Raw genomic sequence first — 12,855 nt, 5'->3', positions numbered from 1 at the left:
GATTTATGTCGCGACCATGTCCTTGAATGTACCGTTTTCCTCGGCGAGAGTCTCGTAACTTCCGTCAGCCGTGATCAGGCCCTGATGAACGACGATCACCCGCTCGAACATGCGTGAGAGGTGCGCATTCGACAGAACCCACACGATCGAGGGGTTATTGTTATTCTGTTTCAGGAGTGTGATGACCCGTTCGACAATTTCCTCCTGCTGTCGGGGATCAAGACCGGGAAGGGGGCGGTTGAAGACGTAATAATCGGATTTGCGGATCAGCGCCCGCGCGAGATTGAGCTTCTGGCGCTGAAGCGGTCCAAGCCGCTTGCCGCCGGCACCCAGGTTGAAATCCAGCCCCACCGCCAACACGCGCTCATAGACGCCCTGCTTGCGCATGACATCCGCGACAATGCGGGTAATGCGCCGCGAGGCGTCGGTATAGCGATGGCTCACCTTGCCGAAGAGAATATTATCCAGAAGGCTGGTGGCGCTCATGTATTTGGTCGGATCGTAGATTTCGATCACGTTTTTCAGGCTGTCGGGCAGGTTTTCGTGGAACATGTGCCGAACTTCGACGATCCGGTTCATGATTTCCGGTGACAGCAGGCCGAAACGCTGGCGAGGTTCTATGTAGAAGAAGCTCAGCCGCAGCATCGCGCGCTTTTCGCTTTCATTGGCCTCGTCGAAACTCTTTCCCTGAAGCCGTTGCATCATCTGCTGATAGACTGGAATGTCATCGGGCGTCATAAAGGTGAGCTGCTGGAAGAAGGGGTGGTCTCCCGGCAGGTCGGCAAAGATTTCCACGATGTTTTCGGCAATCGTGTATCCCATTTCGAACAGTGTTTTGACGAGGCCGGTTTCGCGCATCAGCGATCGGAAATAGTCGCTCTCGATGACGGTCCTGATCGTCTGGGAAGAATCCCGCATGGTGCCGAACAACAGGTTTTCACCGACCGTCGCTTCGCTATTGTAGCTCTCCAGTTCGAAGGGTGCGATGAGGCCGCTCAGATTTTCCTTTTCGAGTTCGGCGCGCAGCACATGCCGCAGTTCCACGATGCGGGCGGCAAGATGCAGATCGGTCAGAGGATCGATCGACGAGCGCAGGGCAAATTCCAGAATATCCTGTGACAATTCCACGCTGTCGAGCACGGCCAGAACGGCCTGGATGAGGTTCTCCGGCTTGCCGTCGCCGGCCGGGCTTGAGGCGTAGTCGATCCATTCGCTGTTGATGTCGATCAGCGGATTGCCCGCCATCTTGGCTTCGCGGATTTCCCACTTGCGATGCTCCAGCGCAGCGCCTTCGTAGTTCTTTTCCGCAAGCGGCGCATGTTTGAGGCCGTAAAGAAGATTGTCCTTCAGGCTGGCGTGGAAAAAATAACTGTCCGACGAGACATAGGAAATTCGCCGCCCGGTGAGCGACTCCGGCAGTTCCAATATGTCGACATCGTTGATGCTGACCTTGCCCGAAGTTGGCCAGAGCGTGCGGCCGATCGCATCCGCCAGCGCCTCGGCGCCCGAGCCGCCGACGATGGCGATCACCTCGCCCGGCTCGATCTTGAGCGACGCCTGCTCCAAAAGCCGGCTGCCGCTATCATCCTCGAGCGTCAGATTGGCGATGACGAGCGGCGCGGTGATTGCCGCGACGGTTCCCGGGGACAGTTTCTGCACCTTGTCGTCGATCATGTTCGGCGTATTGAACTGTTCGAAGACCTGCTCGTATTTCACCTGGACATCCTGTCGCGCCTGATCCCAGTCGATCAGTTCCTTCAGCGGTCCCGGCAGTTCCTTATAGGCGTTGATGACGGCGACCAACTGGCCGACATCAAGGCTGCCCTTAAGGGTCAGATAACCACCGAGCGCATAAAAGAAGAAGGGCGTGAGCTGCGCGAGGAAGTTATTGATAAACTTGACCAGAAACTTCCACTGGTAGAGATCGTAACGGATCTTGAAGATGTCGCCGAGCCGGTGTGAGGCATCGGCGCGCTCGAAATTAGATGTGTCATAGGCGTGGATGGTGCCGATGCCATCGACCATCTCGCCGATACGTCCGGCAAGCTGGCGCGCGCTCAACTGCCGCTGGCGGCCAAGTTCGATGAGGCGGCGGCGCATTTTGGGGATGATGCCGACCTGTATGGCGGCCATGAAAGCCGCGATCAGACCGAGCCATAAATTCTGCACGAGAATGAAGAAGAGCGCGGAGAGTGCCTGGCCGCCGAGAAGCGCCGGCTGTACGAAGGCATCGCCGGTAAAGCCGCCGAGCGGTTCCACCTCGTCCTTCACCATACTGGAGATTTCAGCGCCTTTTACCCGCTTGAAATGCGTGGGCGGGAAACGCAAAATCCGGTCAATAAGTTCGAAACGTATACGCCTGAGAAGCCGCTCGCCAAGGCGGCCCTTGTAGGTGTTGATGTAATATTTGAAGAGCCCGTTGATGATGACGAGTGCAAGGAATGTCAGGCTGAGCCCCATCAGCATCGACATGCGGTTGAGTTCGATCCCGGGGAAGAGCGTCACGGTGCCCCAATAGGGAATATCGACCGTGAGATGCATGAAGAGCTGCGTTGCGTTCGCCCCTTCGAAGCCGTCCCCTTGGATAGGCCCGTTGACGATCTGTTTGGGCAGATCGAAGGCGAGAAAATAGGGGATCATGGACAGGGCCACGATCAGCAGAATGAAAAGCTGCTGCCGCCTCGTGTGCGACCAGATATAACGCGTAAGGCTTTGTTCCATATAAAACTTCTATGACCTGGCGGGCGAGGCCCGGCGTGTTGGTTTGCGCGGTGTCTAGACAATCCGGTGGCCGGGTGGCGCAACCTCCTCCTGCAAATAGGTGTGGGACTCGCTATTTATCAGTATATTCAAGCGGTTTCGAGCAAAATAGCGGGCCTGTCGAGACTTGTCCGTTACCCCGGCGATTGTTTTGCAACGTGTGGGTGGCTGGCGATATAAATACGACTATATTTTTAGAGTTCTCTAATATTGTTGTTTTTATTGTAGAACAGGCGTTAAGACGCTTCGATATAATGATCCCGTAATGGTTGAGCCGGATACTGGCGCAATGATGGCAAGGTCGATGGCGATAGATATCTCAGAGCGTACAGGCAGCGATCCGTCTCTTGATGCATTGTCGCTTTCCGGCATCGGCCTGGATGGGGCGATTGCACATCCCGTCTCTTTTGACGGGCTGGCTGGAATTTTCCATCCCGCACGCAGGGATGTGAGGCAGGCCCATGCCGTTCTTTTCGTCAGTCCCTGGGGCATGGAGGAGCTGTGCAGCCGCAAGTTTCAGCGGGTTCTGGCCGAGACGTTGGCGGCTCGCGGCGTTGCGAGCCTGCGATTTGACTATCTCGGCGCGGGTGATGCCTTCGATCCTGAAGATGCGGGTCGTGTAGCGGACTGGCTTTCCGACACGCGTGCTGCATTCGCTTATCTGAAGCGTCTTTCCGGATGCGCGGAGGTGATGGTCGTTGCGCAGGGGCTCGGCTGCCTGATCGCGGCGCAGGCGCTTGCCGATGTGGCGGGCACCGGTTCCATGGCGTTTCTGGCGCCTGTCGTTTCCGGCCGTGCCTATCTGCGCGAACTGGCGATGTGGTCATCCATGATTGATGACGGCCTTGGCCTCCGGCCCGGTCAACGTCTCGCGGAGGCGGGAGCGATTGCGGGCATGACCATGCCTGAAGGAGTTGCGGATGCGGTCAAGAAGGCCAATCTTGCCAATCTCGTGGCCGCTCCGGCGCGCACCATTCTGGTCCTGTCGCGACCCGGTCGCGTGACCGATGCCGATTTCGCCAAACATCTCTCTGCAATCGGCTGTGAGGTGGAGGAGGCAGCGTTTTCCGGCTATGACGATCTCGTTTCCAGCCCCACACTCTCGAAAATTTCAGGTGATGTGGTGAACCGGCTGGTGGATTGGGTTCTGTCTCAAACCCATGCCGAAAGCCCCGCCAATACCGGGGAGGATATCATCCTCAATGCCCCGCAGCGCGGCCGTGGTTTCATCGAGCAGTCGGTGCAGTTTGGCGACGGCGGGCGGCTCTTCGGTGTCTTTTGCGGGCCGCATGACGGGGAGGTCGTGTCTTCGGTTCTCCTGCTGGGCGCTGCCTATGATCGGCATGCAGGTTGGGGCAGGCTCTCCGTACAGATGGCCCGTGCTTTGGCGCGCGAAGGCGTTGCCTCATTGCGCTTCGACGCTGCAAATATTGCCGATAGTCCGCCCGTCAAAAACGCGCCCGATCAGGTTCTTTACGATGCCGCGCAGAATGACGACGTGGCCGCCGCACTGGATTTTCTCGGCACGCGGGGCAAGGGGCCCTTCATTGCAGCGGGCCGGTGCAGCGGCGCCTATCTCGCTTTTAACGGTGCGCTTGCCGATGATCGGATCGGGGCCGTGGTCGCGGTCAATCCAGTTGTTTTCCACTGGCGCAAGGGGCGTTCGGTGGACGAGGCGCTGCATAAGCGGCCGCGTTCCTTCGGGGAATACAGCCAGCGTTTTCGCCAGGGTGCGACATTCAAGCGTCTCATCAGCGGCGATGTCGATGTGGCAAGCGCCGGGCTGAACATCCTCAAGGCGACGATGAAGCGGCTTTCGACAAAAACGTCAAGGTTGTTTCGCAGGGGCAGCGAGGAAGGGCGGGCCGTCTTCGGCGCTTTCGATAGGCTGAAGGCGAAGAATACCGCCGTCCATCTGCTCTATAGCGACAACGACGATGGCCTCGAGCATTTCCAGTATTATTTCGATGCCGACGGTGACGGGCTGGCGGCCTATCGCAACGTGTCGCTGACCATCATTCCCGATGCCGATCACAATCTCTCAACACCGGAAGCGAAGATAATCTATATCGAAACGGTGAAGCGGCTGGCTCTAGAACGAAAACCGCCGGCTGGAGCCCAGTGACACGACCTCTCCGGAGGGAGGGGCTTCGGTTGTGGCGGTCTCCGGTAAAAGGCCGATTTTTCTGGCCTCGCCAGGGCCGAGATGGAACCAGCTTTCGCAGGCGCGGTAGCCCTCTGCCGTGATATGGACAGATTGCGCCAGCCGGTCCGTGCCGATTTCGAGGGACCAGTGGCCGTTTGTTTCGCTGATTGCGACCTGAAGGTTTGCGGCATGCAGCGCCTTTTTCCGGCCGAGCGGAAAATTGAAGGCGTCGGCGATGACATGCCCGGTCGCAATATCCCGAAGGCGGGCGATTGTCACATCGTGGGATGGCGGGCCGAAGCGGTAGGCATAGGTCGTATCGAAAAAAGCGCCGAACAGGTCGGTTGCGGCAATCGTCTGGCTCTCTCGCGGCAACAGCGCGAGGGGCCGTTTGGCGTGAACGACGGGCTGTACACCTTCGCGCAGGCAGGTCAGCTCCAGCATGGCATTCAGGCTGTCGCCGGTCTCGTTGAGGATGTGAATGTCGAGCCCGTTGGTGCCTTCGTCGGAAAGGCTGACCTGAACGGGGCGGAACGCTCTTTTCAGCGCATGCCAGACGGATTTGGGCCGGCCGGCGGCATCGATGATACCCCAGCCTGCACCTGGAACAAGATCCTGCAGCGTCCAGACCAAAGCGCCCTGACAGGAAGAGCCGCTGCGCCGCCATTCGGCGAACGTCGCCTCCATCACCTCGGCCGTCGCGGCGCGCGACATGTCGAGATAAAGGGCGCCGTCTTCCCGCCGCAGCACATCCGGTTCGGCCTCGTAAAGCAGCTTCAGATAATGATCGCGGACATCCTCGAAATCCCAGGAAGCGCCGCGGTCACGCGGTGTTCGCGCTTTCCAGCGCGGATCGTGAACGGCCACGCCGGGAAGATATCTGTCCAGCGTCTCCTGTTCCGGAATATTGGCGAAGGCGAGACATTCGGCGGCGAAACGCAGATCGGCGCGGCGGGCATCTTCCAATGGCCGGCAATAGGCGCCAACGCCGTAATAGTGGCCCACGCCGGCATTGGGGAAGAAGGGCAAAGCGCCGCCGGAAGGGGAATTGGCAACATAGGCCGCATCCGGCCGCTTTTCGGCGACCAGTTCCGGCAGGATTTCTTCGGTCAGTGTGCCCTTCCATATCTGTTCCGGCAAGCCGAGCATCGCGCCCTGCTGGTACATTTCACTGCCGCCGCAGAAAATGGCAAACGATGGAGAAAGTGCCGTCGATTCGAGGAGTTGCTCGATTTCCATAACGATATGCTGACGAAGGCCATCGTCCTTCGCCGGGTAATCGAAATTGGCAAGCATGGCATCCTGCCAGACCATGATGCCAAGTTCGTCGCAAAGCGCGAAGAATTCCGGCGTCTCATAGGCCATGGTGCCGCCCACGCGGATCATGTTCATGCCGGCTTCCGCGGCTTTCTTTAGCCATGGCTCGTAGTCCGGCCGTGTTCCCGGCAGGCGCACAATATCGGCCGTCGTCCAGACCGCACCGCGGCAGAAGACCGGCTGACCGTTTACCTTGAGGCCGAAACCATTGCCGTCTTCGCCGTGATCGATCTCCACCTGGCGGAAGCCGGTGCGTCCGAGCCTGTGTTGGTTGCCGTCCAACTCCAGAACGACGTCGTGCAGCGCGGGCCTGCCATGGGTGTGCGGCCACCAGAGTTCGACGCCGGGAATGATGAGTTCGCCGAGGAGTTTGCCGTCTTCAGCCTTCGAAAGATTGATGCTGTAACCAGCACAAATCAGCCGTGCGGACTGTATATCGCGGTTCGCTTGAAGAACGATGCTGACCTTTCCCGTGCCGGTATCGTCAAGCGAAGACCGTAGGGTGCACAGCACGCCGTCCTGTTTGATGAGGCTGATAGGTCGCCACGGGCCTGCGGAATGGATTTCCGGGCACCAGCCGGGCATATAGCCAAGCGCCGTGGTACGGATCAGCCGCAGCCCCTGCGTATTCATCATCTGCGGCCGCCAGCGAGCGCGGGGACCGGGTTTTTCAAGCCGGGGTGCCAGCGCCCGGAAGCAGATCGAAAGCTCGTCTGCGCCTGTCATCTGGACCGGCACTTCCAGCCTTTCGAACATGCTTTGGCTCGCGGCAATCAGCTCACCGTTGAAGAAGATCTCGGCAATGGTGGAAAGACCATCGAAGCGCAGGATGGCCCGTTCCCGGGCGTCTGAAATCATCGTCAGCCGATACCAGGCGTCCCTGTCATTTAGGGCGACGGGGGCAAGGCGATCGAATTTCCCGGCCGCTTCCAACGCTTGCGCCACGGTGCCGGGAACGGAGACATGAAGGCTTTCGAGCGACGCCGGAATATCGGACGGGGTCTCGCAGGCATCGGCGGGCGTTAGTGTCAGCGTCCAGCCTTCACTCAACACTTCTTCGCTTTCGCCGGGAAGATAGGTCCTCACGCCGCCTCGCTGGCATCAGATAGTTTTTCGCCAAGGCTTTCCATTAAACCATCCCATGCATCGGCGGCTGGTTCGAGCACGGTGGCCAGCGCATCGAACTTACGACGCGTGACGGCGCGGGCAAGCTGGAATTGCACGGTCTTGGCAACCTCCGAGATCTTGAGCGCGTGGTCTCTCGCTTCAGAAAAACCTTGCTTGTCCAGCCATTCGAGGTGGCTTGCCGCCAGTTCGAAATTGGCGCCGAGCTGCCGCAGCGTGTTGAAGGCGTATTTGTGGAAGAAGCCGAAGGGCCTGTCGGCAACCCTTTCCACCTGGGCCGGAAACACTTTTGCAAAAGCCCGGACCGGGTTGGCGGAAGGGCGCCTGGAAAAATGAAACTTCAAGAGCCGTTCGGCCGTCTTGCGAATATGCGCCGGTGAAGGATTGCTGTCTGCGAATTTGGCAAATTCGGTATAGGGCAGAAACGGCGGGTCGGTCTCGGCCAGATGATGCTGGAAGAGCCCGTCAAAATCCTCACCAGAGAGATAAAAAAAGCCGGCATTGTGGAAATAGTCCAGTTCCCGCTTTTCGAGATCGAGCCGGTTGATGGCGACGGTGGTCTTGCCGTGCTCCTTCTGATAGCCGACCCCATGGGTGTCGGGCATATAGAAGCTGTCCATCTCGATCAGGCAGATGCGGCCGCGCTCCAACTGCGTCGCGATGTGGTCTTCCACTTTGTCGAAGATTGCAAGTTCGGTGGCGCGAACGCCATAAAGGGCTTCGAGGTCTTCCAGCGGCACCTTGAAAAAGGTGAACTGGTCACCCTCGAAATCCTGCGTCAGTGTAAAACCGAACATGGCCTCCGGGGATAAGCCTTTTGAGGCCAGCACTTCGATCCATAAATCGATGTAGCAATTGGTCTCCGGCCACATTCTTTCGGAGGAATGAAGCGGATGCTGCACATAGGTGTTGGGATCGAGGCCCGGAAAAATCTGCCGCATGGATAATCAGCCCCAGAGAGTTTCCACGACCTTTGCAGGCCATTTCTTCACGTCGAGACCGTGATGGGCAAACAGTGCGAGTGCGATGCGCTCAAGGCCGAAACCGACGCAGGCGGTATGGGCGACATCGCCATTCGCGAGGTTCAGACCCCATTTCTGGCCGAAGGCATCCTGATGGTAATTGAAGCTCATGCAGGCTGTCGGGTTCGTCGTTGATGTGATCGGGATCAGCAGTTCGAATTTCAGGTTCTGATCGCGCTGGTTGTTGGCGAGCATCTTGCCGGCACGGCCGAAGAAGGGATCGTTGGCGATATCGATGGTGACGTCGAGCCCGACTGCTTTCATCATCTCGACGCCGCGATCCATCCAGGTCTGGCGGAATTCGGTGACGTCGGACTCAGTGCCCATGCAGACATATTCGCGCATGCGGAAAAGCTGCTGGCGGGCGGGATCCTTGGAGGGTTCATGGCGGAAGCAATAGGACTGGATGTCATAGAGACCGCCGCCGGCGGGAAGGGCACCACGTTTGGCGATCGTCGGATAGAGCGGGTAGCAGGCCGCCGGCGTCAGCACGATGTCGGTGGCTTTCTGGTCCTTGGTCCAGTCGCCACCCTCATCCATTGATTTCAGCAGGCTGACATGGTCGAGTTCGCAGCCGCAGAAGGAATGGACCGTGCCGGCGAGCTGCGGAAAGCTCTTCATGTAACCGCTCTTTTCGAAATAGGCGCGGTTGATTCCGGGCGGAAAACGGATCGCTTCAGCGCCGTCGGCGCCACCCGTGCGGTCGATCAGCCGCTCGAATGCGGCAATGACGTCCTCGAACTGGCCGCTGCGTCCATAAAGACCGTCCACACCCGTTTCAATCAGCAGGCCTTCTTCGAACAGTCGATCGAGGAACGATGTTTGCATGTCCATGGTCTTATCCCAAGAGGCTGGTGTCCTGCCTGTGAACCAGCAGGAGATTGGCGGAATTGCCGAGAATACGGTCATTGGAAATCATTAGCCGGGCGGAATGCGCGTCGCGCAGATGCCGGCCGAGACTATAGGGCGTGCCGTTCTTGTAGCCCATGATGCCGCAGACCAGCATGGCGTGATCGATGATCTCAAGAATGGTTTCCGAAGAGCAGATTTTCACATTGTTCATCGCCACCGCGAAGGCCATGGACATCAGCTTTTCGGGATCGCTCTTGGTGTCCTCGTAGGCCTTGATGCCGGCGACGATGTTGGATTTGACCACCTGCAGTTTGGTGGAAACCTCGGCAAGGCGGATCGCGCCGGGAGGGGCGGTGCCGGGCGATTTGCGCGCCGCGGCTCTGACAAAGGATTGCGCGCGCAGCACGGCGTCCGAGGCGATGCCATACCAGACGGCGCTCCACAGGAGATGCGAGCTTGCAAGCATGGATTGCGCGGCGATTTCCGCGAAAGGCTTCGGGAAAATCTGTGCGGCCGGCGCTTCGCCGCGAAACAGGAAACCGTCCGAACAGGTGCCACGCATGCCGAGCGTATCCCAGACATGGGTCTTTTCAAGCGTGTACTGATTTTTCAGGAAGACGGTCATCACCTGATCGGCGGGTGCGGCATCCTTGTGGGCGCGTGAGGTGATGAGGATCGCATCGGCATTGCTGCCGTAGGAAATGACGGTGGCATCCTTTTCCAGCCGACAGCTGTCTCCTTCGACCTCGATCGCGCAGATGGAGTTGCGCAGATTGCCGCCAATGCCGCCTTCGGTGGTCGCGGAGCCGAGCAGTAGCTGTTCGCCGGCAACGCGGCGCATAAAACCCGGATGCCAGGTGCTGTCGACCCCATGTTCCACCAGGCTGGACAGCTTGATGTGGTGCATGGCGAAAATCATTGCGGTTGCCGAACAGGCCTGGCCGAGCCGGGCGCAGATATCGGCGATCTCTTGAATGGAGGCGCCTTCGCCGCCGAGTGAGGAGGGCACCTGAATGCCGAGGAGACGTTCGTGGCGCAAGGCATCGACGGCTTCCTGCGGGAAGCGGCCGGTGACATCCACGTCATCCGCATGCTTTGCGGCAATGGTCGCGACACGGCCCGCGCGCGCGGACAGCGTTTCATCCTGCGGCGCTACGGTCACGTTCATCAGGCAGCCTCTTTACCATCCAGAATGAGCTTAACGGTGTCTTCAATGGCCTTGATGCTGGCGAAAGACTTGCGGTTCAACAGGTTGTCGGGGAATTCGATATCGAATGCTTCTTCGATACCCAACATCAGTTGTACGGATGCGAAGGAAGAGAGGCCTGCCGCATAAAGATCTGCTTCATCTGCAATCGTATCGACGGGGGTGGGAAGCTGGCCGAATTTTGCCAGTATTTCACGAATAGTCGCATTCATTCCGACGTATCTCCAATGAAATCAACATTAGGAAGGTTTGTGCTTATCGTTATGCCGCAAACGATAATATTCACCTAAACCGTTAGGTTAATTACAACTAACGGCAGCATGCGTCATTCCCGCACCTTTGCCAAGCGTTGATGAGCGGCCTTGACAAAAGGCGGGCAGTGTCTTTTGCTGTGGCCATTCACCAGGGGTGTCCCGTCAAGGGGCTGAGATTCTGCTTTCATGCGCAGTGACCCGTTGAACCTGATCCAGTTCATACTGGCGTAGGGACGGTGCAAAGACCTGATGTCGGGCAGGCGCATGGCGCCGTGAGTCGGCACTTCGGTATTTTCCATCATTCCGGCTCGAACTGGGTCTCCACAGTCAAACTTTGGAGCCTCAAGATGAATATCGTTGCCAAGACCATCCCGCTTGTCGTCACCACCGGGCCGCATGCCGCTTCCACGAAAATCCATAAACCGGGAATTTTGCATCCGCATATTCGCGTGCCGATGCGCGAGATCGCGGTGCACCCAACGGCGGGCGAACCGCCGGTGACGGTGTATGATTCCTCCGGTCCCTATACCGATCCCAGCCACCCCGTCCTGATCGAAAACGGTCTCCCGCGCCTGCGTCATGACTGGGTCGTGGCGCGCGGTGATGTCGAGGCTTATGAGGGACGGCACGTCAAGCCGGAGGATAACGGCTTTGCCACCGGCGAACGCCTGACGCCGGAGTTTTCCGTGCGCCACCAGCCGCTGAAAGCGACGATGGGCAAAGCGGTGACGCAGCTTGCCTATGCGCGGGCCGGCATCATCACGCCGGAAATGGAATTCATCGCCATCCGCGAAAATCTCGGGCGCGAGGCGGCGAAGGAAAAGCTTGCGCGTGACGGCGAGAGTTTCGGCGCGCATATCCCTGACTATGTCACGGCGGAATTCGTGCGTCAGGAAGTGGCATCGGGTCGCGCCATCATTCCCGCCAATATCAACCACCCGGAACTTGAGCCGATGATCATCGGCCGCAATTTTCTGGTGAAGATCAACGCCAATATCGGCAATTCCGCCGTCACCTCCTCCATGGCGGAAGAGGTGGAGAAGATGGTCTGGGCCATCCGCTGGGGTGCGGATACCGTCATGGATCTCTCAACCGGCCGCAACATCCACAATATCCGCGAATGGATCATCCGCAATTCGCCGGTGCCGATCGGCACGGTGCCGCTTTATCAGGCGCTGGAGAAGGTCAACGGTATTGCTGAAGACCTCAACTGGGAGGTGTTTCGCGATACGCTGATCGAGCAGGCGGAGCAGGGGGTGGATTATTTCACCATCCATGCCGGGGTGCGGCTGCATTACATTCCACTCACCGTCAACCGTGTCACCGGCATCGTCTCGCGGGGCGGTTCGATCATGGCCAAGTGGTGTCTGCATCACCACAAGGAAAGTTTCCTCTATGAGCACTTCGAGGAGATTTGCGACATCTGCCGCGCTTATGACGTCTCCTTCTCGCTGGGTGACGGCCTGCGTCCCGGCTCGATTGCCGACGCCAATGATGCGGCGCAGTTTGCCGAGCTGGAGACGCTGGGCGAGTTGACGCAGATCGCCTGGGCCAGGGATTGCCAGGTAATGATCGAAGGCCCCGGCCATGTGCCGATGCACAAGATCAAGGAAAACATGGACAAACAGCTGAAGACCTGCGGCGAGGCGCCTTTCTATACGCTTGGGCCGCTCACGACGGATATCGCGCCCGGTTACGACCACATCACCTCAGGCATCGGGGCGGCGATGATCGGCTGGTTCGGCACGGCAATGCTCTGCTATGTCACGCCGAAGGAACATCTCGGTCTGCCTGACCGCAACGACGTGAAGGTCGGTGTCATCACCTACAAGATCGCCGCCCACGCCGCCGATCTTGCCAAGGGCCATCCGGCCGCGCAGGTACGGGACGATGCGCTGTCGCGCGCGAGGTTCGAGTTCCGCTGGGAAGACCAGTTCAACCTGTCGCTCGACCCGGATACCGCGCGTTCCTTCCATGATGAGACCCTGCCGAAAGAGGCTCACAAGGTTGCGCATTTCTGCTCCATGTGCGGGCCGAAATTCTGCTCGATGCGGATTTCCCACGATATCCGTGCCGAGGCGCAGAAGGAGGGACTGGAAGCCATGGCCGCCCGCTTCAAGGAGGGTGGCGAGCTTTATATGCCGCTGCCGACGCCCGCGAGCGCTGAATAAA

General features: G+C 58.8%; 8 protein-coding genes and 1 riboswitch. Of the genes, 2 read left to right on the top strand and 6 right to left on the bottom strand.

Annotation, left to right across the window (positions count from 1 at the left end; all coding sequences use genetic code 11):
* Positions 1–3: 3 nt before the first annotated feature.
* Positions 4–2,721 carry an ABC transporter ATP-binding protein gene (locus GSF67_RS12095; protein ID WP_006310719.1) on the bottom strand — a complete coding sequence of 906 codons (2,718 nt, stop codon included), beginning with the start codon at positions 2,719–2,721 and terminating at the stop codon, positions 4–6.
* A 343-nt stretch (positions 2,722–3,064) separates the two neighbouring features.
* Between GSF67_RS12095 and GSF67_RS12090 the strand changes: the two genes are divergently transcribed.
* Positions 3,065–4,885 carry an alpha/beta hydrolase family protein gene (locus GSF67_RS12090; RefSeq protein ID WP_176072025.1) on the top strand — a complete coding sequence of 607 codons (1,821 nt, stop codon included), beginning with the start codon at positions 3,065–3,067 and terminating at the stop codon, positions 4,883–4,885.
* Here the strand turns inward: GSF67_RS12090 and GSF67_RS12085 are convergent.
* Genes GSF67_RS12085 through GSF67_RS12065 form a run of 5 tightly spaced genes read right to left on the bottom strand, consistent with a single transcriptional unit; the run spans position 4,853 to position 10,641 of the window.
* Complete coding sequence (locus tag GSF67_RS12085) at positions 4,853–7,309, bottom strand: glycoside hydrolase family 2 protein (RefSeq protein WP_006310717.1); 2,457 nt, start codon at positions 7,307–7,309, stop codon at positions 4,853–4,855. The two genes, GSF67_RS12090 and GSF67_RS12085, sit on opposite strands and share 33 nt — an antisense overlap.
* Entirely contained in the window at positions 7,306–8,289 is a 984-nt protein-coding gene (locus GSF67_RS12080; protein ID WP_006310716.1) for a DUF1839 family protein, read from the bottom strand. Before GSF67_RS12080 ends, GSF67_RS12085 begins: the two co-directional genes overlap by 4 nt.
* 6 nt (positions 8,290–8,295) lie before the next feature.
* Entirely contained in the window at positions 8,296–9,204 is a 909-nt protein-coding gene (locus GSF67_RS12075; RefSeq protein ID WP_006310715.1) for an amino acid--[acyl-carrier-protein] ligase, read from the bottom strand.
* Positions 9,205–9,208: 4 nt separating this feature from the next.
* Positions 9,209–10,390: an acyl-CoA dehydrogenase family protein gene (locus GSF67_RS12070; protein WP_006310714.1), complete on the bottom strand. Its 1,182-nt coding sequence runs from the start codon at positions 10,388–10,390 to the stop codon at positions 9,209–9,211.
* Positions 10,390–10,641, bottom strand: coding sequence for an acyl carrier protein (locus GSF67_RS12065; protein ID WP_003504852.1), 252 nt, complete (start codon positions 10,639–10,641; stop codon positions 10,390–10,392). Before GSF67_RS12065 ends, GSF67_RS12070 begins: the two co-directional genes overlap by 1 nt.
* A gap of 182 nt (positions 10,642–10,823) precedes the next feature.
* Positions 10,824–10,935: riboswitch (TPP riboswitch) on the top strand.
* 95 nt (positions 10,936–11,030) lie between these two features.
* On the opposite strand from GSF67_RS12065, the gene thiC reads away from it, so the two are divergent.
* Positions 11,031–12,854: a phosphomethylpyrimidine synthase ThiC gene (thiC, locus tag GSF67_RS12060; RefSeq protein WP_006310712.1), complete on the top strand. Its 1,824-nt coding sequence runs from the start codon at positions 11,031–11,033 to the stop codon at positions 12,852–12,854.
* Position 12,855 lies beyond the last annotated feature (1 nt).

Origin of the sequence: Agrobacterium sp. CGMCC 11546, assembly GCF_013365515.1 — a bacterium.
GTDB classification, from domain to species: Bacteria; Pseudomonadota; Alphaproteobacteria; order Rhizobiales; family Rhizobiaceae; genus Agrobacterium; species Agrobacterium fabrum.
The sequence above is the reverse complement of the archived record's forward strand: the minus strand, read 5'-3'. Positions and strand labels throughout refer to the sequence as shown.

Bases quoted from the DNA above. Each gene is read 5' to 3' on its own strand.
- GSF67_RS12080 (WP_006310716.1), bottom strand. From the start codon at position 8,289: ATGCGGCAGATTTTTCCGGGCCTCGATCCCAACACCTATGTGCAGCAT.
- GSF67_RS12095 (WP_006310719.1), bottom strand. From the start codon at position 2,721: ATGGAACAAAGCCTTACGCGTTATATCTGGTCGCACACGAGGCGGCAG.
- GSF67_RS12090 (WP_176072025.1), top strand. From the start codon at position 3,065: ATGGCGATAGATATCTCAGAGCGTACAGGCAGCGATCCGTCTCTTGAT.
- GSF67_RS12075 (WP_006310715.1), bottom strand. From the start codon at position 9,204: ATGGACATGCAAACATCGTTCCTCGATCGACTGTTCGAAGAAGGCCTG.
- thiC (WP_006310712.1), top strand. From the start codon at position 11,031: ATGAATATCGTTGCCAAGACCATCCCGCTTGTCGTCACCACCGGGCCG.
- GSF67_RS12065 (WP_003504852.1), bottom strand. From the start codon at position 10,641: ATGAATGCGACTATTCGTGAAATACTGGCAAAATTCGGCCAGCTTCCC.
- GSF67_RS12070 (WP_006310714.1), bottom strand. From the start codon at position 10,390: ATGAACGTGACCGTAGCGCCGCAGGATGAAACGCTGTCCGCGCGCGCG.